Origin of the sequence: Paraburkholderia graminis C4D1M (genome assembly GCF_000172415.1) — a bacterium.
Taxonomy (GTDB): domain Bacteria; phylum Pseudomonadota; class Gammaproteobacteria; order Burkholderiales; family Burkholderiaceae; genus Paraburkholderia; species Paraburkholderia graminis.
In genome coordinates, this window is record NZ_ABLD01000004.1 from 436,715 (window position 1) to 456,863 (window position 20,149).

Consider the following 20,149-nt stretch of genomic DNA (forward strand, 5'->3'; position numbering starts at 1 on the left):
CGTGCCTCCTCAATAGCTCGAATACAGACGCGTCGGCGTCGGCGACAGGCTCGTATCCGGCTTGCGAGCATCCAGGTTGTAGCGCACATAGACCATCGCGGAGCTCGGTGCGTAATCGTGCGAGCGGTCGATGTCGAACAGCAGCCCGGCCACCAGATGCGGACTGAAACGGTGTTCGACGACGCCGGTCAGGCCGTAAAGGAACGACACGCCGCGCGTCGAGCTGGCCCCATACACGTTGTTGCTGTTGCTCAGCGCCGCCGGGTTCAGCGCCGCCGACGCCGGCAGACCGTTCGGATAAAACGGCGAACTGCGCTCATACGAGTTCGACACGCCGACCGTCGCCGTCAGATCCCAGCGCCACGCGCCGCGGCGGCCCTGCCATTCGACCGGGAAACCGAGCGACAGATAGCGCTGCGGGCTGTAGTAGCCGCCCTGGCCGAAAGTGTAGAACCGCAGATTGTTCGCATAGTGCCATGCATTGCCGACTACGCCGGTGCTGACCTTCATGTCGGCGCGCTCGAAGACCGGCACGGTCGCTCCCGTGCGCAGCGTGACGCCGGTATTGGAAGCGACATTGCGGCCGGTGAACATCCCGGCGCCGACGTCGGCGAACAGGTTCACGCGGCCGACGTCGACGGAAGAATGCACATCCAGCCCGTCGCGGCGCACGCCGCCCCAGACCGCGCCCGTCCACGGATCGCGCAGGCCCGCGTACGACAGTTCACTGCTGGTTTGCGGCCGCCGCGACAGATTGACGGTGAAGCTGCTGTCGTCGCCGGCCATGCGGTAGCGCACGCCGCCCACGAGGTAATGCACGGGGAAGCCGATCGGCGTCGTGCCGAGATCGAACCGCAGATTGTCCGACCGGTAGCCGATGCCGCCGCCCGCACCGGTCGCATGCTGATGGAAGCTCGCCACCGCGGCAGTGCTGCTGTCCGTCAGCGCCGCGTGCGTACCGAGCGTGTCGAGCAGACTCGAGTCGGAGCTGCTCAGCGTGCCAGCATCGAGATTGACGACGTCGACATGCGCGAACACATGTCCGTCGTAACCGACCGGCAACTGCGCATAGACCGGCACCTGCTGCGCGTGATAGTTCGAGATGCCCTCGTCGCCGGACTTGTAGGCCGGATACCACGCTGCTTCAATCGACGGATCGCGGCGCTGCTCGAGATCGCTCAACGCCACTTGCGCAGGCGTGCCGTTCGGGCCGGGGCTCACGCCGGCGCTGCGCTCCTGCACCTCGGACTTGCGATACAGCGCCGCCGCGTCGTCGTAGCGGCCGAGGTCCTCGCTGATGCGCCCCCGCTGCGCAGTCACGTCGTAACGGTCGGGAAACGCGCTCGCCAGTTCGTCGGTCAGCGTCTGTGCTTCATACGGCCGACGCAACGCGGCCAGCCGGCGCGCCGCCGAGAGCCGCGTATCGATGTCGTCGGGCGCGCTTTGCTCGACAACGCCGTGCACGAGATCGAGCGCCTCGCGACGCTTGCCGCTTTCCTGAAGCACGCGGGCCAACGCAAGCTGCGCATCGGGATCGTCGGGATGCTCGGCGAGCAGCTTGTCGAGCGTCGCGCGGGCGCCGGCGAATTGGCCCTGCGCGCGCTGCAGATCGGCGACCTCGAGCGTGTAGCGCGGATCGCGCTGGCCTTCTTCGTCGACGGCCGCGAGAACCGCCGCCGCGCGCCGGTAGTCGCCGGCGTCGATCGCGGCGTCCGTCCGGCGCAGCGCAAGCCGCACCGACTGGTCCTGCAGCCGCGCGCGCTGTGCCGCGGTCAACGCGGCGTCGTTGCGCAGATCGCGCAGCCACGCGTCGAGTTCGTCGTCGCGATGCGCGGAGCCGAGCAGATCGCCGTAGCGCAGCCTGACGTCGTCGTCGGTCTGTTGCGGGTGCGCCTTCATCCAGTCGGCGAGGCGCGCGAGACCGCGATCCGGCTCGCCCATGTCGATTTCGAGCGAGCCCACCGACGCGGTCAGGTTCGCGTCGTCCGCGCCGAGCGCCGCGGCTTGATCGAGCGCGGCTTTGCCCGCCTGCGCGTCGCCCGCGGCATACGCGGCGCGCGCCGTGACGAGCGCCTGCTGCGCATCCAGATTGCGGCTGAACGCGCGCATCGCATCGGTCTGATTCGCGGCCGGCACGCTCGCGAGCAACGCGCGCGCGCCGGCCAGGTCGTCCGTGGAATTCCGGTAGAGCGCGGCGGCGTAATGCATTTCCGGCGAGTCGGAAGCCTTGAGCCCTTCGTCCATCACCGTGCGGCCGAGTTGCGGCAGGCCGAGATCGCGATAGATGCGAGCGAGCGCGAAACGCGGCCATGGCGAATCCGGTGCTGCGCGCAGCGCCGCTTCGTAACGGTCGATTGCCTGCGCGCGCAGACCCTGCTGCGACAGCCGCTCGGCCTGCGCCACCAGATTGTCCGCGCGAATCTGCGCCAGCTCCGCGCGATCCGCCGGCGCGCGGAAGCGGTTTTGCACGGCATCCAGCAGCGGCCCGATGCGTTCGTCGCGGCCGGTGTTGTCGAACAGCGTCGCGGTGCTGCGCACCGTCGCGAGGCTCGGATCGCGGGCGCTCAGCAATTCCTTCAGCAAGGGCTCGGCGTTCGCCCAATCTTTTTGCGCAAGCAGCGAGTCGGCGAGCACCAGCTTGGCGTCGGTATTCGATACGTTCATGGCGAGCGCCTCGCGCGCCAACCGCGCGGCTTCGCCCGGCCGGCCGGCCGCCGCGGCTTGCCGCGCGCGGGTGAGCGTGGCCCAGAACTGCGCGGTGCGGGCTAGGCCCGTCCACTTCGCGCGATTGTCGGGCGCGAGTTGCGCGGCGCGCTGAAAGAGCTTTTGCGCCTCGTCCTGGCGGCCCTCGCGCATGCGCAGCAGGCCGAGGCCGCCGACCGCCTCGGCGTCATCGGATCGCGCCTGCGCGGCGCGTGTCAGCAGCGGATCGGCGGCGGCCAGATCGTTGCGCGAGAGCAGCGCGAGGCCGCGCTTCTGCGCGATGTAATCGGGATTGCTTTCGAGCCGGCGTTGGGCGTCGACTTTGTCTTTGACCACGGCGAGGCGGTCGTGGAACTCTGTGTCGTCCGGCGCGAGCGCGACGTAGGCGCTCAAGCCCTGCACATAGGCCGGGTCGGGCCCCGCGGACTGCAACACGCGATGCCACAGGTCCATCGCCGCGCCGTGGTCCACATCGTTGCGGGTAGCGAGCGAACGGGCGATGCGCTCGGCCTCGGGCCGCGTGTCGCTGCTGCGATTGAGCAGGCCGGCGAGCGCCATCGCGGCTTGCGCGTCGGCGGGATCGGCGGCGAGCCGCGCGCGCAGCGCGGCGACCGCACGCACCCGGCCGTCCGGCGTGCCGGCGACGATGCTGTAGTACTCCGCACCGAGCGGCCCGGACGGCGCGCCGTGCGGGAACAGCGCCTCGAGGCGCCGCGCGGCTTCTTCGGACTGACCGCTGCGCGCGAGCAGGCGGATCGTGGCGAGCTCGCCGCGGCCGCTCGTGGCCACGCGGAATTCGTCGTCCGACTGTTGCGCGAGTTTGCTGCCGGGCGCCGCGCGGTGCAGCTTCGTCAACGCGGCCTGGGCGGCCTGCGCCTGTCCGAGGCGCAAATTGATGCTCACCAGTTCAGCGAGCAGGACGGGCGATTGCGGAGCGATGAGCAACGCTTTGTCGATTGCCTGCTTGGCGAGGTCGTCGCGACGCTTGGCGCTCCACAGCCGCGCGGTTGCGTACAGCCGGGAGATGTTGGCGGAATCGGCGGCTGAGGCGGCGGGGGTGGGGTTTGCGGTGCTCGGGGTGGCGGTGGTGGTGATGCTGGCTGCGGCGTTACCGCTGGCCGCGGCGCTGGCTACGGCTACGGCTCTGGCGCTGGCGTGCGCTGCGGCGCGGGCGCTGGAATCGGCGCTGGCGCGAGCGTGGGCTGCGCCGCTCTTGCTGACCTCGGCACTCATGCTGGCTGCGACGCTCGTGCTGGCTGCGGCGCTTGCGCTGGCCGCTGCCGCGCCGCCATTGCGCGTGCCCTTGCCCGCTGACCGCGCGGCGCGTGCTTGTGCCGGCTCGGCCGGCGCCGCCGGCGCCGTCGACGCGGAACCGGAAGCCTGCGCTGCCGCCTCCTGCGCGGCAACAGCATGCGCGAGCGGCGGCATGCCGCACGTGAGACCGGCCAGCCACAGCGCGCGCGCAATTCGCGAGCGCGCGCGAACAGCGACGGTTAGCGTTTCGCGGGACGGCAAACAGAACTCCAGGGCAAGTCGAGCGACCCATCGGCCGCAAAGCGATAGCGGCCATCGCGCCAGCCGAGGCCGAACAGCGTCAGCACGCTCGTGTAATAGCCGGGCGCGGTCTGCGCATCGAGCTGGTCGACCCGCGCGGACTGCCGGTCGGCAATCGACGTCTCGCCGCGCGCGATCAGGAACGGAATCGCCGCAGCCGAAAAGCCCGCGTTGCCGTCGTTCGCTCCGGGTTTCGCGTCGGTCGTATCGATGCGCTCGGGCGGCGCTCCGTGTTCCGCGATATAGCGCGCGAACGGCGTGAAATGATTGAGCAGGCGGCTTTTCAACGGATCGCTGCCGTTGAGCATGCCGATCCACAAGTAGACGCGAATCGCGTTGTACGCGCTCTCGGCATGCGTCGCTGGATCGGGCAAAAAGCCCTTGCCCGCGCGATAGAGCGACCAGTCGGGCGAAAAACCCTGCGGCGCCGAGTCGACGAGCATGCGCGCCGACGAATCGACGAGCGCCTGCCAGCGCCTGTCCGAAGGCAGCGCGCTAGCCAGGCCGCGCAGCACCTGAACCGGCGCGTAGCTCGGATTGACGCGCCACAAATCGGCCTCGGGATGAAAACCCGTCGGCCCCGGCAAGAGCGTGAGGCCGAGCGTCGGCACGCGCGCGGTCTCCTCGTCAAGCACGCGCCTGGCAAGCGCCGCGCCGCGCGCCGTGTAGCTGCGCTCGTTCCAGACGCGCCCCGCTTCGAGCAGCGCATAGGCGATCCACAAGTCGGCGTCGGACGCCGCGTTGCTGTCGAGCACGCCCCATTTGCCGTCCGGCCCTCGTCCCCACAGCCAGGCGGGCAGATGGGCCGTGAGATCGCCCGCGGCCAGATTGTTCTCGGTCCAGTGCAACAGACGGTCGAACGACGCACGGTCGTTGGCGACGAGCGCAAAGAACAGTCCGTACGATTGGCCTTCGGAGACGGTGCGGTCGTCGTCGGAACCGACGTCGATCACGCGGCCGTCCGGTGAGACGAACTTGCGCCTGAACTGTTCCCACGCGGGCCAATCGGCGGAAACGGCGAGTGCGGTGGATTGCGCGCCGCCGGCATTGTCGAAGGCGCGGAAAGCCTGGGCGGGACATGCGGCGGTGCCGGTCGCGCCGGTCGCCGACGTAGCAGCGGAAGAAGTAGCCGAAGTACCAGCCGAAGCAGCAGCGGAAGAAGCGGCCGAATTAGCAGCCGAAGAAGCAGCCGAAGCCGCGGCCGCAACACTCGCCGGCGCCAGCGCCACACCCGCGGCAAGCCACGCCAGCACCGCGCCGCACACACCCGACGCGACGCGACGCGCGTTGCGTGCGCATGCCGCGCGCGCAACGCCGACAGACGGCGACTGCACGCCGTTCGCGCGAACCTGAACTGTGCGCTTCACCATCAGAGACCCCGGCGACGCGCCGCAAGCTCCTGGAGTGCGACAAAGGCGCCGATCGCCAGCAGCAGACCGCCGAGCGCGCCCAGCAAGCCGAGCACGACCGGATGCCTGATCGCGCTGCTCCAGATGCGCGCGTACCACGGCACGTAGCCGACCAGATAAGTGTCGCCGACGCGCAGGCTGTCGATCTGTCCGTCGCGGACCAGCGCGAGATCGCCTTGCAGCCGCGACACGCTGTCGCCGCGTTCGAACACATCGAGCATGTCGGTCAGATGCGCCGGGCTCGTCGCCTGCATGACGACCACGCTGCGCCCCTTGGTGCCCGGCTGCTGGAAGCCGAACAGCGCGGCGAGCGCGCCGTCCTGCTCGAGCTGTGCGCTGCCGCCGGCGACGGGCGCGCCGTTACGCCAGTGCTCCTTGACCGAGAACGACGCGCGCACGGTGCCACTCGGTGCGCCTGAGCCGCCCGCGCCGCCGGCCGCGCCTTGCAGCGCGCCGAGCGTGAGCGGCAGCGCCGCTTGCCACGGCGTTTGCGCAAGCACGCCGGGCGAGCCGCCGACGAACAGCATGTCCTTCGTTTGCGCGAGCGACGCAACCGCCGCGGGTCGAATCACTTGCACGCGCAACGACGGGTAGCCGGTCCATTGACCCATGTGGCCCATCATCGTGAGGAATGCTTCGAGTTCCTCGGCGCCGGCATGCGGCGGAATCACCACCGCCGTCTGCGAAAGATCGGCATAGCGCGTGAACGGAAAGCCGCTGTTGGCGAAGAACGCAAGGTTCGGCATCTGCGCGTAGTGGACGAAATGCGAGAAGTCGATCGTCGAATCGGGGTCGACTGCGGCCTGCACCGGATTCGCCGCGACGCCCTGGCACAGGCCGGTCTTTTGCGAATCGAGGTTAAAGCGCAATTGCAACTGGTTCGAACTGCCGACGCGAAACGCCGGAATGTCGATCGAGTTGGTCGAGTGGCTCGGCTGGTCGGAGAGCACCGGCAACTGCATGCGCCCTTGCCCGTCCTCGGCGCTCGCTTTCGGCAGACGCAGCGACTTGACGAGCTGATCGTTGATGTTGACGGCCAGCGCGGAATTATTGACCACCGTCGGCGCGGTGTAGCGGTAATGCAGGTCGAGCGGAACGCCCGTGCCGCTCCACGAAAACAGGTCCGCGGGCACGCGCAGATTCACGCGGATCGCATCGGGATTGCTGCCGCTGACCTGCAACTGCGCCGGGTCGTCGACGAGTTCCTTGAACGTGACGGGACGGTCGACCGGCACCCAGCGCGGCGCATCGTAAGGCTTGCGCGGCTCGCCGATGTCGATATGCGCGACCGTCGTCGCCGGGCCGGACAACGCGGCACGGCCGAGCACGAGCGCATCGACGGCGCGCTCGACTTCGGCCGCGTCGCGGCCCGTGACGACGAGCAGCTTCTTGTCCTGCGCGGCGGGGTTGTCGACGACCATCAAGGTCGGGCCGGCGGGCGCGGGCAGCTTCAGTTGCGCAGGCAACGAAGACGCGACGCCGACCACGACGCCGTGGCTGTCGGCGGGAAGCCCCGACACCACCGGAAAGCGCGCCTGACGGTAATCGGCCAGCATGCCGAACCAGGACGCCAGGACGCCGGCGCTGCGCACCGTCTCGTTGTCGGGATTGGCGGGCAACAGGAACGGCAAACGCAGGCGCGACACGTCGCGGCGGTCGAAAAACGGCGCGGGCAGCAGCGCCAGATCGTTCGGCAGACGGACCGCCGACGTTTGCAGAATCAGTTCGCTCGTCGGGCTGATATCGGCCCACAGCGCGGAGTTTTGCGGGTCTTCGCAATGATCGAGCGTGTAGTGCGCGATCAGGTTCAGGTTGAGCTGGTTGTAATCGGTGAAAAAACGCGGGTCGAGCACGATGTCGCGCGTGACGGCCTGCCCCGCCTGCTCGCGCTCCAGCGGCACCGTGGCGACCGACTCGCCGTTCACCGACACCTTGATGTGCGACATCGGAAACACGAGCGACGGCGAATACGTGTAGCGCAGGCGCAGCGTCGCGGCCGTCACCACACGGTCGAGCCGCACGCCGACGTTGACCGTGCGGGTGTCGTCGAGACCGCGCAGCGCCAACGTCTGATAGGCGCCGAGCATGGAGAATGGCAAACGCAGCGCGCCAGCGCTCGTTGCGGCGGACGATCCGCCCACGGCGGCAGAAGACGCAGATGCCAGCGGCGCGGCAGCGAGCTTGCCGGCGATTCCAGCGGAAGCAGCCGACGCAGCAGCGGAAACCGAGGACGCGTCGGTTGCGGGCGCAACCGTTGTGCGCGCCGGCGTTTCGCCAGCACGCGCGGCCACCGACATCGACGGATAGATAGCCGCTGCGAGCGCGCATGCGCCGGCCACCAGTGACACACAGAACGAGACAGCAGGCTTCATGAACTGATCAGACTCTCGCGCCCCCGCAGCACAATTGCTGGCAATGCTGTGGCAAAGCCAATTCCCTGGCCGGGATGCTGATGGGATAGAAGGAAGGGGCAATAATAAGACAACAGAAGGTAAGGTCACACTGCTTTACGTCACGGCAGCCGAAAACTGGAGCGCAAATCTCAAAATGATGCCGCACGATGTCGCGTGCGCGAGACAGTAGCAGCGCGAACACCCGGCGGCCACACAGACAGAGGCCCGTGTGGCATGCTTCTGCGGATGTCCAGAATGAACCGATCGATGCGCCGCCCGAACGATCCGCCGCCGTCTCCCGTCGCTCCCAAACGCAGCGGAATCTTGCGCGGACTGTTCGCGCTGCGGCACTCTTATGACGGATTCCTTACGACCCTGCGTGAGGAAAGCGCATTCCGTCAGGAAACCGCGCTCGCCGCGGTGTTGATGCCGTTTGCCTTGCTGCTGCCCGTCACGCCGGTCGAACGCGTGCTGCTGATTTCGTCGCTGCTGCTGGTGCTGCTCGTCGAGTTGCTGAATTCGAGTATCGAAGCGGCAATCGACCGCATTTCGCTGGAGCGGCACGAGCTTTCAAAGCGGGCCAAGGATTGCGGCAGCGCGGCGGTCACGTTGTCGCTGTTGATCTGCGCGACGGTCTGGCTGCTGCTCGCCGGGCCGGTGGTCGTCAGGCTGGCTGAGGCTTATCTTTAGTTTTCTTTGAGCTGGCTTCAGAAGCCGCGCGCAAGGCGGGCCTTCGGAAGCCCGCCCACCATTCGACATTCGACGTCAAGCCACTTGCAGCGGCGAAGCGTCGCGCGCCGGCAATACGGGACGGCGCGTGTCGGCACGCGACAGCGAGCGGCCATCCGCGGCTCCGGCCGACTGAGCGCCATCCACGCGAAACACCGCGACCGCGTCGCGCAAAACCGCCGCCTGTTCTTCCAGCGATTTCGCCGCCGCCGCGGCCTCCTCGACGAGCGCCGCGTTGTGCTGCGTGACTTCGTCGATCTGCGAGACGGCCTTGTTGACCTGCTCGATGCCGTCGCTCTGCTCGAGCGCAGCCGCTTCGATCTCTCCCATGATGCCGGTCACGCGCTCCACCGACTGCATCGCCTCGTGCATCGTGCGGCTTGCCTCGGCGACGAGCGATGCGCCCTGCTCGACCTGAGCGGCCGAATCGCCGATCAGCTCCTTGATCTCCTTGGCCGCCGCGCCCGAGCGCTGCGCGAGGCTGCGCACTTCCGAGGCCACGACTGCAAATCCGCGCCCCTGCTCGCCGGCGCGCGCCGCTTCGACGGCCGCGTTCAGCGCGAGAATATTGGTCTGAAACGCAATGCCCTCGATCATGCCGATGATCTCCGTCACCTTGCGCGACGACTCCGTAATGCCGTCCATCGTTTCGGTCACGCGCGACACGACCTTGCCGCCGCGCGTGACGGTATCGAGCGCGCCATGCGCCAGCCGGTTGGCCTGCTTCGCGTTGTCCGCGTTCTGCTTCACCGTCGCGGAAAGCTGCTCCATGCTGGCCGCCGTCTGCTGAAGCGCCGCGGCCTGCTGCTCGGTGCGCGCCGACAGATCGGTGTTGCCCGACGCGATTTCGTTTGCGCCCTGCGTGATGGCCGTGGTGCTGCCGCGCACTTGCGAGACCGTTTCGACGAGACCGTCGCGCATCTTCGTCAACGCGCTCAGCAACTGGCCCATTTCATTGCGCGACTGGCTCTTGATCGCCACCGTCAGATCGCCTGCGGCCATGCGCTCGAAGTGCTTGACGGTCGCGTTGACCGGCTTGATCAGCGCCGCCGACAACGCGATGCGCGCCGCCACGCCCACCGCGATGGCAAGCGCGCCGATCGCGGCAAACAGCAGCGTCGCCATCTGGAAGCGTTGTTCCGCGGTCGCGGCCTGGCGATGCTGATTCTCGATCTGCGCGTGTTCGAGTGCGTCGATGGCCTTCGAATACGTGGCGTAAAACGCGTTCGCCGTCTCGCCCTGAATGTTGCGGAACGTGTTGAAGTCGAAGTCGGTGAGCGCCTTGAACTCGAGTTCGATCGCCTTATCGACGAGCGCGCCGCGCGCCTGTTCGACGTTCTGCGCGAGCTTCTGCTCGGCGTCGCTCGCAAACGGGCCGGCCATGTAATTGCGGAAGTCGTTGTTGGACTCGACCAGCACCTTGTGCGCGGCGGGCAGCAGATCGTCGGTCTGCTTGCCGATGCTAAAGAGCGTTTGATACGAGCCCAGCGCCAGTTGCACTTGCAGGAGCTTCTCCGAGCTTGCCTTCAGATGCGAGAGCGCCGACGCGCTGCGCTGCGTGTCGGCGAGGCTGCTGTTGGCGAGCTTCAGCGCGCCATAGCCGACGCCGATCACCGTCAGCAGAAAGGCAACGAATACGCTGATGACCAGCGTCAGGCCGCCACGAATTGTGATGTTGTTTAGCATGGATTCTCCGGAACGGTCTTGTCGATCCGCGGCGAGTGCGTGTTGCCCCGCGTTGTCCGCACTTCGCCGCATCCAGTCTTAACGGCTCGCGGCAAGCCTCGCTGAATAGGTGAAATCCATGACTGGCGCGGCTTTCCGGGCCATTCTCGCCTCACTATCTGGGATAGTCGGCGGCATCGGCGAGCCCGGCGCTTTTCCGGGCGCGCAAGGTTTCGTTTGTATAATTCGGCGTCTTCGCTCAGGCCCACTTTCATGCTTAGTTTTGCGCTCGGCTTTCTCGTTTCACTGCTGATCACGCTGTTGATCGTGCGCTACGCGCATCTGCATGAAAAATTTTCGACGGACACCGATCTCGCCGGCGTGCAGAAATTCCATGTGCGTCCGGTGCCGCGCATCGGCGGAACGGGCATTCTGCTCGGGCTGATCGCGTCGGCGGTGCAATTGCACGGCGCGTACCCTGCGGTGTCGGGCGGCATCCTCGGACTCATTGCGTGCGGCATGCCGGCCTTCGGCTCGGGTCTCGTCGAAGACCTGACCAAGCGCGTGTCGCCGCTCGCGCGTCTCGTCTGCACGATGGCCGCCGCCGCGCTCGCGTACTTTCTGCTCGACATCGCGGTGACGCGCATCAGCGTGCCGCCGCTCGACTTTCTGCTCTCGTACGCGGTGATTTCGTGCGCGGTGACGGTGCTCGCGGTCGCGGCACTGGCGAACGCGATCAATATCATCGACGGCTTCAACGGCCTGGCTTCGATGGTCGCGTTCATGATGTTCGCGTCGCTCGCCTACGTGGCGTTCCAGGTGCACGATCCGATCGTGCTGTCGGCATCGTTCATGATGATGGGCGCGGTGCTCGGCTTCTTCATCTGGAACTTCCCGGCGGGTCTGATTTTTCTCGGCGACGGCGGCGCGTATTTCATCGGCTTCATGCTCGCCGAACTGTCGATCATGCTGGTGATGCGCAATCGCGATGTGTCAGCGTGGTATCCGGTGCTGCTCTTCATGTATCCGATCTTCGAGACGTGCTTCTCGATTTACCGGAAGAAGTTTATTCGCGGCATGTCGCCCGGCATTCCCGATGGCGTGCATCTGCATATGCTCGTGTATAAGCGGCTGATGCGCTGGGCAGTCGGTACGCGCACCGCACGCGAACTCACGCGGCGCAATTCGCTGACGTCGCCTTATTTGTGGCTGCTGTGTCTGATTGCAGTGGTGCCGGCTACGCTGTTCTGGCGGCATACGCTGCATCTGTTCTGCTTCGTGGTGGTGTTCGCGGCGACTTATGTGTGGCTCTATGTGAGCATCGTGCGGTTCAAGTCGCCGCGGTGGATGGTGGTGAGGAAGGGCAAGCGGTAAGTCGAGTTGCGCCGCACTGCATCGGCGGTGCAGGCCGACGACAGATTGCAGTGCGCTCCAAACCGGCTCGATCGGCCCCATCTTCCAGTTCGCCGCGCTTTTCTTTGCGTCGCGACGCCCTTCTCCGCGCGGGCACGCTTCCGGACTGCGCTGCTGATCTTGACGTCGAGCCGATACCCCCGCGCCGCCCGTTTCGCCGGCACGCAGGAAATCAGCATCGAAGCCGACGTCAGGGATGTTCGTCAGCGCTTCGGCGAAGCTCTCACGCTAAGACGCCCGATCTCTTTGCCACGATATTGCGGTGCTCGGCTTCAGCGCTGCGCCCCTGCGCTGCGGCCAACTCCCGCAGGCTCTGGACGGGTTTACCATCCAGAGCTCTCAACAGCGGACTTGCCACAAATGATTCCACGCGTTGATAGCGTCAGCGATAGAGTCAGGCGCGTGAAGTGCACGCATCCACTCCGCGGCCGACGTGAAACGATTTGCAACCCGAATGCCGAGCGCCTGTCTCGCGGCTGTGCTTAGAGCGACGAGCACGCCACCACTGCTCTTGATGAAGTTGCGCCGCTCACGGTCATCGCGAAAGTGACACGCGTGCGTCAATCGCGAGCCAAATCCTTGTGCCACTGACCGAACTCACACTTTACTTAGACGACCGAGAGCAGATGATGCCTGGACCGCTGCGATGCGAATATCATCCGAGACATCCCGCTAAATTCGGGAGTCTCGGTCAGCCTCGTTCGTGTCTGCTGCATTGCCTGCTCCGGTTCACGGCGATACTTGTACAGGAAGCCCGCGTCGTCGCACTCGATGACAAGTCGCTTTCTGACATGTCCCCGCGCGAGACGAATGCCACTAAGGTCAGCCGGTCGCACTTTCGCACCGACGAGCGCGCGAAGCAGATGGTCGCTCGAGGCCCCTCGCAGATGTGAGATGAGGAGCGCCAGGCGTCGCCCGAGCGTTTCCCGCACCAGCGCTGTTCGAGCGCCAAAAACTTTCGGCCGCTCATGAAGCGGAGCTCATCCGGGAACGCGTAAGGCGTTTCAAGCAGAAGTGCTCCGATGCAAACTGCGTCGCGAATGGCCCTCCGGGAAATAGCGAGCTCCCGGGCGCAGCTGCTGTACCTAGTCCGCTGTCAGCACTGAGCCTGCAGTTAAGATGGTAAGCCCGGGGGGGAGCTGCTTTTCCGGCGGCTGCCCCTCACCCAGCACCTCATAGATGAAACGTGTGGATGTCCGTAAAGCGCACGCCGCCCTTGTCAGACTCCCGCGCTGGTCGTCCAGAACCTCCATGATCTTCTCGCGCGTGAGGATAGGGATGACGGGCCGCGCATAGGCAACCGCATGCATACCCGGACGACTGCCGTTCGTGCCCGTCGAGTTCAATGTCCTCATTAAATCGTTTAGCAGACTAATCAGCTGCTGCTTGCGGATCCACAGCAGGAACTGGCACCAATGTTCATACTGCTCGGCGCGTTCTTCGCGGGTCATCTGCTGTGTTGACCAGCGATCGATCAGAAAGCGCAGATGCTTGGTCTTGAAGTTCCATGGACTTTGCAGGGCAAAGCCGCTTGAGCGCAGCGCCTCGAAACCCTCGAGCAGTTCAGCAATCCGTCGGCATTGCCCTTCCGCCGACACGGGCGTCACTGTCTGGGTGCGGCGGTCGCATGTTACGCGCACCTTCCCCCTGACAAGGTTGCGAAATTCCCGGCGCATCTCCCTGCCCATAGTGCTGCAGGCAATGACATAACGGTAGTCATAGTGAACGTACATGGTTTTCCTTGTATCTAGTTAGTCATCTGGACAGCGCCGAATGCGATCGCCGCCGTACGACGCCGCGACGAGCACGCTACCGTCCATCTTCTCCGCCGAACGGCGCGCGCATGCGGGCGGCAAAAAACGACTCGTTTAGTTCCAGTGGGTAAATCAACTTCAAGAGCGCAACGGGAGGCAGCGATCGTAGCTTCGCCGCGGGGAACAGTCCGGCGTCGCCTGCTGGCTAGCAAGTCAGGAAACAGACGAAGCCGGCCTGCACAACGTCTTTGCGAACCGGTACTTGCCATTTGCGTCGTTGCGCAGTCGCTCGCGCTTGACCCGCACCCTCAGCGCATCCAGCTTCCTGTGACCAAAACCGGACGCTAATAACGTCAACCTGATGCAGGTGATCTCCAGCAGGAGAATTTCGACATCGGTGCATTCCTCAGCGCGTGACGCGATGAAGCGCTCAACAAGCTGAACATCGATGTCTTCCAGCTGCGCCGGGCACGTCGAGCCCGGCAGAGAATGTTCAAATGCGGTCCACACGGCACTCGTGATCGATCGCATGTATTCGTTAAGTCCGATCTCTTCGGCGCAACGTGTCGCCTCCCGAACCAGCAGGATTCCAGACATGCAAACACCTCAGGGTTGTGATTTCCGCTTGTCGGTCGACGGCCAACCGGGTGCAGCTACCGGACCGCGTGACATGTCCCGCCGCCCGATCGGATGGCCGCTCAATTCTTGGTGCCGATATTTCGCCAGTAGACGTGCCCGTGCACGCGGCAAGGGCGATGGCTTGCGCCGACGTACCGCCGCGATGTGTTGCTCGGAGACGTGGTTTTGGAACCTGCCTTTGATGGGCTGACAGTAGTGCGCCAGAATCATCTGCACCCGTGTTGGCCCATGCCCGAGTGATTCGCTCAGTTCAATGAGCACCTCATACGGGGCCATCCCCGCTTCCAGCATCTCCAACGCGCTCTGGAGCGCATAGGTGTAGCGAAGCGAATGGAAGCTGAGCGTTCCCGTCATGCCCGCACGACGAAGCAAGGCTTTCAGTCGGTTCATCGACGACTTGAGCGTTTTCTGTTGCCCCGTGACCAGTTGAAGGTCATGCTCGCGGCTGTAGGCAAGAGCAGCGCGGACGGCCTCGGTCGTCCGTTCACGCTCGCTCGCGATGATGCGCACCTGCCGTGGCCTTGCGTTTTTCGAGCCGCGCATCAGTGCAAGCGTCGCGTCACCGCGCGCAAGGCCATCAAGCCACATCTGCAGATCGGGTGCGCACATCAGCGCCTCCTTTCTTCGGAGCCCGAGATGAAGTGCCAGCGAGATCATGTGGACGAGTCCCGTGTCCACCCTGCTCGCCCGCGCGAGCAGTGCGTCAACTTCTGCAGCCGTCATTGCCCGCTTCGCTCCCATCCTGACGCGTCGGCCGAGTTCGAGGCTTTCATTGCTGCAGACCTCGTTTATGTCGTGACCGGCGTGGCGAGACGTCACACGGATAGCCGAGAACATATTCGCGAGCGTGCCTGCTGCTTTGCCTTGCGCGACGTTGTATTGCGCATAGGCGCGAATTACCCATGCAGGGATCTCCGTGATGGATGCGCGCATCTCACCTACCTGCCGGGCGAAGCGCAGGAGCCCTGTTGTATCCAGCCGTCTGTTCTGCTGTGTTGCGAAGCTGCCGCCCGCTCTTTTGCTGCTTACCGCTGCATCGTGTACCGCTTTTGACATCATGCTCATCGTCGGAACCTCCGGTGTGCGCGCGTACTAACCCGTGATTCGCGCGCGCGTGACGCGAACAGGTCCCCGGAATAACGGCTTTTGCAAGGCATGTCATGTTCGACGGCGCTGCCTGCAGTGCCTGTATTGAAAGCGCTGGACCGGGGCGAGCCAGGCGCATAGGTTGGTTCGTGCTTCGCAAGGAGGGCCGGTACTGCGTTGAGCTGTGGGATCCGTGACGGATAGGCCTTCTGGGTGAAGTAATGGGAGAGGACGGCGAATGCCGCCAAGTGGCGCGATTTGCCGGAGGTACCAGGTGGCCCGTGGTCCGGTGCTGCCTGAGTCACGTGTCCAGTGACGAAACTGACCGCAATCGCATCAGGAGCGCTTACGCCGCAATAACTGTTGCGGGCGACAAGGCATTTTCGAGAGGAAGCCGGTTAAGGCGATGCCGTACGCTGCAGATGATCCGCCATCATGCAGAACATCGCAGCCACCGACTGCCAGATCGCTTGCTCGCGTAGCTGAGCTTCGTCTGGCGTTGCATGTGACGTACATAGCGCGTGAGACTGGCGAGATCGGCCGGAATCACACCTTTGCGCCGAACATTGTCTGGTGGTATCGCTCTCGAAGGAGCCGGCACCACTGACTCTCCTCCACCAGTTACCGCTTGCTGGCATCGGACATAAGGTGTTGCACCGCCTCGGCGGCGGTGCAACACATCCTCAAAGACAACGGGCTGCGAAACAGCGATGCCCGACGACAAAGAGCGCGATCGACGATACACCAAGACAAAGAGGTTCAAGCAGGGAATGCCAGCTGAAACCATGCATCGTGGCTACTTCAAAGCACGCTCCAATGAGCGCCATCGCGCTAAGCATATGAGCGAAGCGCCCGTTGAGCCGTCGCTGCGCAGGAGAAGATGAAAAGAGGTGCATAGCGCCTGCAGCGAACCCACGACGGCAAGGCGCACTGAAGTCAACAAAGTACCCTCGCCCTGTTTCATGCTTCACCAGGTATCGGGTGCCGCCGCAATCTGCGACAAACGATTTCAGCTGATCACACCGATTCAGCACTTCCATCAGGGAAGCAAGGCGCGGCGGCAGAGTGACATGTGCTGACTTGAGGTCAAGCAGCACGCGGTCTCCCAATACGGTGCCGCCCTCGTAAGAAACTTCAACGTTTACAAATTTCACGATTGCTCCATTGTTCACGACTGCTCCACTAGGAAAAAAGTAATAAAGGCGAATCTCCGGCAAGACATCGACCGCCCCACGGACACAAGTCCGTAGGCAGCCTTGTCAAGGAAAGGAGGTGAGGTTCACTGCCCGGTGACCACACATGCCGGGTTGATGGTCCAGACGGAACACCAGAATTGGCAGCCGGGCTGCCGCGAATGGAGTCGTTGGATGTTGATTTGCACTGAATCCTGACCCACGATTTGCATTGAATTCTGACCCACCCGTTGGACCAGCTTTGCGGGTTATTCGGTGGGTATCTGGGTCTTCTTTCTCTCCTTTTTGGGCTGTGTCGTGCTGTTTCTGAAACGATAGCTATCGTTGCCTGTTTCTACAATGTGGCAGTGGTGCGTAAGCCGGTCGAGCAGCGCGGTCGTCATCTTGGCATCGCCAAACACACTGGCCCACTCGGCGAAGCTCAGATTGGTGGTGATGATGATGCTGGTTCGTTCGTAGAGCTTGCTAAGCAGGTGGAACAGCAACGCACCGCCGGTCTGGCTGAAGGGCAGATAGCCGAGCTCGTCCAGCACCACAAGATCGGCATACATAAGTCGTGTGGCGAGCTGTCCGGGCTTGCCCACGAGCTTCTCCTGTTCGAGTGCGTTGACCAGCTCGATGGTGGAGAAGAAGCGCACCCGGCGGCGATGATGTTCGAGAGCCTGCACACCGATCGCGGTTGCCAGATGCGTCTTTCCCGTACCGGGTCCGCCCACCAGGACGATGTTGTGCGCCGAGTCGATAAACTCGCACTCGTACAACTGCCGCACCAGCGCCTCGTTGGCATCGCTGCAGCTGAAGTCGAAGCCGCCGATATCGCGATACGCCGGGAAGCGCGCCACCTTCATCTGGTAAGCGAGTGAGCGCACTTCCCGTTCTGCAATTTCTGCCTTGAGCAATCCGGCAAGCACCAGTGAAGCCGCCTTGTAGGCCGGCGAGTCCTGAGCGGCGAGCTCGCCCAGTGCCTGAGCCATACCGTGCAGCTTGAGTGACTTGAGCATCTGCATCATCACGTCAGGCTGCATGATTGTCCTCGCGGTCTCTTAGCCGATCATACCGGCCGACATTGGCCTGCGGCTCGACGGTCAGCGTGAACGCCTGTGGCGTCTGCAGCGGTGGCACAGGCGGGCTGTCAAGCAGGCGGCTCAGGATGTTCAGCACCGTCTGCTTGTTCGGCGCGCCAGCCTCGAATGCCAGCTCGACGGCAGCGAGCACCATCTGTTCGTCGTGCAGCAGCACGAGCGCCAGAATCTCGACCATCTCCCGGTCGCCCCCCGGGCGCTTGAGCAGCACGCCCTGCAGCTTGCGGAAGCCAGCTGGAAACTCGGTGAAGGGTGCACCGTTGCGAAGCGCTCCCGGTTTGCGCTGCAGGACTGCCAGGTAGTGACGCCAGTCGTAGATGGTCTCGCCGTGGTTGTGGCTGCGGTTGATACGCCGTTCGTGCTCGGCGATCACCTGACCTCCGGCGACGAAGACAAGCTTTGCGGCATACACGCGCAGGCTGATGGGCCGGTTGGCAAACGACGCCGGTACGCTATAGCGGTTGCGCTCGAAGTTCACCAGGCAGGTGGGCGAAACGCGCTTGGTATGTTCGACGAAACCATCGAATGGCTGGCCCACCGGCATCAGGTGTGGACGCTCGGCCGCCCACGCATCCCAAATGGTCGTGTCGTGCTCCGGGTGCCGCGTCTGTTGCCACAGCAGCACGCACTGGTCGGCCAGCCAGTCGTTAAGCGCGGCGAGCGAGCCGAACGCCGGCGCTTTCTGCCAAAGCCGGTGACGGCTGTCCTGGACGTTCTTCTCTATCTGCCCCTTCTCCCAGCCCGAGGCGACATTGCAGAACTCGGCGTCAAACAGGTAGTGACTAACCATCGCGCTGAAGCGCGCGTTGACCTCGCGCACCTTGCCGGGTCGCACTCTGTCAACGGCGGTCTTCATGTTGTCATAGATGCCGCGGCGTGGAATGCCGCCCCAGGCGACGAACGCGTGATAGTGCGCGTCGAACAGCATCTCGTGAGTCTGAAGCAGGTAGGCGCGCAGGAAGAAGGCGCGGCTATGGCTGAGCTTGAGCTGTGCGACCTGCAGCTTGGTGCGCTCGCCATTGATAACGGCCCAGTCCTCGCTCCAGTCAAACTGGAACGCTTCGCCAGCGGCAAACCGCAGCGGCACGAACGTTCCCCGTCCCGTTGTCTTTGCCTGCTCGTGCTGCTCCTGCCGCCAGCGCCGAGCGAACGCCGCCACCCGGTCGTAAGAGCCGGTGAAGCCGAGCGCGCACAGATCTGCGTGGATCTGCTTCAGGGTTCTTCGCTGCTTGCGGGGCCGGTTCGCTTCGGTCTTCAGCCAGCTCGAGAGCTTCGCAGCGAACCCGTCGAGCTTGCTGGGACTGTGTCGTTCCGGATAGGCGGGCAGGACCGTACCGGCCCGAATGTAACGCCGGACCGTGTTTCTCGACACGCCCAGTCGTTTGGCAATCTCGCGCAACGAGACATGATCGCGAAAGTGCCAGCGTCGGATGATGCTCAATATAGCCACGTCGATCACTCCGTTCCCCTGCCCGTTCCCGAGCAGGTCAGTGTTCTACGTGGGTCAATATTCGATGCAAATTACTGCGTAGGGTGGGTCAGGATTCAGTGCAAATCAACAATCAGAGGACACTTGCCTCTCCCCTTCTGCTCCAGCTCCGACTGCGGGCCTTAACCCACCTGAACCCGGCTCCTCCGGGGAAGGCTCGTCGGTTAGGCTCATGTACGCCCAAAGAAACGCGGCGCCAAGCAAGAGCAGTTTTATAAGCATGCTTTTTCTCCTTTCATTAGTTAGGTATCTTAATCATATCTGCCATCATCGAAAGTCAAGGAAAGCGTTGGCGCAACTAGTCAACGGCGGTCGGCGGGTCACCGCACGCCTATGTGAAATGTTGGTTCAGTGCCTGACTTGCCGTACCCGGTCCAGGTTCAGATCGGTGTGGCCAGGGTGAGCAGCAAGTATCAACTCATCCTCACCCAGCTCCTGTACAACCGGCCCTCTCCAACTTCACCGCCTGGCAACTGCTAATGCCAACGCTGTGCCGCGGCGTTAGCGTGCAGTCGCTTGCGCGTCAATACAATGCCGACGCGCACATGTCACCGAGTAACGACATTGAGAACAGGTTAGTTGCGACCGAGGAGCGGGGAAGGGCACAAAAGCGCCGATGTGACAGCCTCGACCAGCTCCCGTCGAGGCGGCGAGTTGGCCTTCAATGCTCCTTACCCGCTAGTGATCCGCGAGGGTTGACCCGCGAACTCAGTTGAACCAGTAAAACAGAGGGATAGTTAAAGCGTCATAGACAAGAATAGCCACGACTGCCAAGGCGAAAGCCAACTGGGGCGCGAGCTTGTGACGAAGACGGTACGCGGCGCGAATGTAGTCGAAGCGGGACATAAAGCAGCTACTCCTAAGTGAAGGACCGGTCTACCGCAGTCGGGAAGACCTTCTGACAAACATGCCGACCCCAGCAAGATATCGAGTTCGCGCCGGCTGCGCCTCTGCAAGCCGTCAACCCTGCAATGAACCCGGCCTACCTATCAAGTTCTGCGTCTGGCCGCGAAGCCCGACCGCGTTTAGACTCAAAGGCG

The 20,149-nt window shown here is 64.2% G+C and carries 13 protein-coding genes; 2 read left to right on the forward strand and 11 right to left on the reverse strand.

Features of this window, described 5'->3' with window-relative positions:
* Positions 1 to 9: 9 nt before the first annotated feature.
* From BGRAMDRAFT_RS10045 to bcsB, 3 genes are read right to left on the reverse strand one after another with little or no spacing between them, the layout of a single operon-like run.
* Positions 10 to 4,218 carry a cellulose synthase subunit BcsC-related outer membrane protein gene (locus BGRAMDRAFT_RS10045; protein WP_006048610.1) on the reverse strand — a complete coding sequence of 1,403 codons (4,209 nt, stop codon included), beginning with the start codon at positions 4,216 to 4,218 and terminating at the stop codon, positions 10 to 12.
* Positions 4,197 to 5,627, reverse strand: coding sequence for a cellulose synthase complex periplasmic endoglucanase BcsZ (bcsZ, locus tag BGRAMDRAFT_RS10050; RefSeq protein WP_006048611.1), 1,431 nt, complete (start codon positions 5,625 to 5,627; stop codon positions 4,197 to 4,199). The genes BGRAMDRAFT_RS10045 and bcsZ overlap by 22 nt, the downstream gene beginning before the upstream one ends.
* Entirely contained in the window at positions 5,627 to 8,038 is a 2,412-nt protein-coding gene (bcsB, locus tag BGRAMDRAFT_RS10055; protein WP_006048612.1) for a cellulose biosynthesis cyclic di-GMP-binding regulatory protein BcsB, read from the reverse strand. The genes bcsZ and bcsB overlap by 1 nt, the downstream gene beginning before the upstream one ends.
* Positions 8,039 to 8,314: 276 nt before the next feature.
* On the opposite strand from bcsB, the gene BGRAMDRAFT_RS10060 reads away from it, so the two are divergent.
* A complete protein-coding gene (locus BGRAMDRAFT_RS10060; protein WP_374709762.1) occupies positions 8,315 to 8,749 on the forward strand; it encodes a diacylglycerol kinase in 435 nt (144 codons plus the stop codon).
* Between the two features lie 75 nt (positions 8,750 to 8,824).
* Here the strand turns inward: BGRAMDRAFT_RS10060 and BGRAMDRAFT_RS10065 are convergent, their stop codons facing one another.
* The gene (locus tag BGRAMDRAFT_RS10065) at positions 8,825 to 10,474 is read right to left on the reverse strand and encodes a methyl-accepting chemotaxis protein (RefSeq protein WP_006048614.1); all 1,650 of its coding nucleotides are present in this window, start codon (positions 10,472 to 10,474) and stop codon (positions 8,825 to 8,827) included.
* 252 nt (positions 10,475 to 10,726) lie between these two features.
* Here BGRAMDRAFT_RS10065 and BGRAMDRAFT_RS10070 point away from each other — a divergent pair, with 252 nt between their 5' ends.
* Entirely contained in the window at positions 10,727 to 11,827 is a 1,101-nt protein-coding gene (locus BGRAMDRAFT_RS10070; protein ID WP_006048615.1) for an MraY family glycosyltransferase, read from the forward strand.
* Between the two features lie 262 nt (positions 11,828 to 12,089).
* On the opposite strand, the gene BGRAMDRAFT_RS36080 is transcribed toward BGRAMDRAFT_RS10070, so the two are convergent.
* The 7 genes from BGRAMDRAFT_RS36080 to istA all read right to left on the reverse strand — a co-directional run bounded on the left by BGRAMDRAFT_RS36080 (position 12,090) and on the right by istA (position 19,079).
* Positions 12,090 to 12,236, reverse strand: coding sequence for a FitA-like ribbon-helix-helix domain-containing protein (locus BGRAMDRAFT_RS36080; RefSeq protein WP_409372887.1), 147 nt, complete (start codon positions 12,234 to 12,236; stop codon positions 12,090 to 12,092).
* Positions 12,237 to 12,951: 715 nt separating this feature from the next.
* Positions 12,952 to 13,599: a hypothetical protein gene (locus BGRAMDRAFT_RS10080; protein ID WP_006048616.1), complete on the reverse strand. Its 648-nt coding sequence runs from the start codon at positions 13,597 to 13,599 to the stop codon at positions 12,952 to 12,954.
* 234 nt (positions 13,600 to 13,833) lie between these two features.
* Positions 13,834 to 14,217 carry a hypothetical protein gene (locus tag BGRAMDRAFT_RS10085; RefSeq protein WP_006048617.1) on the reverse strand — a complete coding sequence of 128 codons (384 nt, stop codon included), beginning with the start codon at positions 14,215 to 14,217 and terminating at the stop codon, positions 13,834 to 13,836.
* Positions 14,218 to 14,226: 9 nt separating this feature from the next.
* Positions 14,227 to 15,324, reverse strand: coding sequence for an integrase domain-containing protein (locus BGRAMDRAFT_RS10090; RefSeq protein WP_006048618.1), 1,098 nt, complete (start codon positions 15,322 to 15,324; stop codon positions 14,227 to 14,229).
* A gap of 704 nt (positions 15,325 to 16,028) precedes the next feature.
* Positions 16,029 to 16,499, reverse strand: coding sequence for a hypothetical protein (locus BGRAMDRAFT_RS34475; RefSeq protein ID WP_153067608.1), 471 nt, complete (start codon positions 16,497 to 16,499; stop codon positions 16,029 to 16,031).
* Positions 16,500 to 16,786: 287 nt separating this feature from the next.
* Complete coding sequence (gene istB / locus BGRAMDRAFT_RS10095) at positions 16,787 to 17,563, reverse strand: IS21-like element helper ATPase IstB (RefSeq protein ID WP_006046815.1); 777 nt, start codon at positions 17,561 to 17,563, stop codon at positions 16,787 to 16,789.
* The gene (istA, locus tag BGRAMDRAFT_RS10100) at positions 17,553 to 19,079 is read right to left on the reverse strand and encodes an IS21 family transposase (RefSeq protein ID WP_044020054.1); all 1,527 of its coding nucleotides are present in this window, start codon (positions 19,077 to 19,079) and stop codon (positions 17,553 to 17,555) included. The genes istB and istA overlap by 11 nt, the downstream gene beginning before the upstream one ends.
* Positions 19,080 to 20,149 lie beyond the last annotated feature (1,070 nt).